Origin of the sequence: Nonomuraea sp. NPDC048916 (assembly GCF_040649575.1) — a bacterium.
GTDB lineage: Bacteria > Actinomycetota > Actinomycetes > Streptosporangiales > Streptosporangiaceae > Nonomuraea.
Genome location: NZ_JBEZFS010000277.1, coordinates 1 through 389 on the forward strand (window position 1 = coordinate 1; position 389 = coordinate 389).

A 389-nucleotide genomic window follows, 5' to 3' on the forward strand; every position below is an offset into this window, starting at 1 on the left:
GGGTGCACTTCTGACCGCTTCGGGGTGATTTACGGAAGGGTGAGGATGTCCGCTCCGGTCTCCGTCACCACGAGCGTGTGCTCGAACTGGGCCGTCCGCTTCCGGTCCTTCGTCACCACGGTCCAGCCGTCCTCCCACAGGTCGTACTCGTGGGTGCCCAGCGTCAGCATCGGCTCGATGGTGAACGTCATGCCCGGCTGCATCACCGTGGTGGCGTGCGGGCTGTCGTAGTGCGGAATGATCAGACCGGAGTGGAACGAGGAGTTGATCCCGTGCCCGGTGAAGTCACGGACGACCCCGTAGCCGAACCGCTTCGCGTACGACTCGATGACCCGGCCGATCACATTGATCTGACGCCCGGGCCGGACCGCCTTGATCGCCCGGTTCAG

At 64.8% G+C, this 389-nt stretch carries 1 protein-coding gene; it reads right to left on the reverse strand.

The genetic code is table 11. The annotated features are described in order from the left end of the window. Positions 1-29: 29 nt before the first annotated feature. On the reverse strand, positions 30-389 hold a 360-nt coding region (locus AB0C16_RS40835), incomplete at its 5' end, for a M24 family metallopeptidase (RefSeq protein ID WP_357691590.1).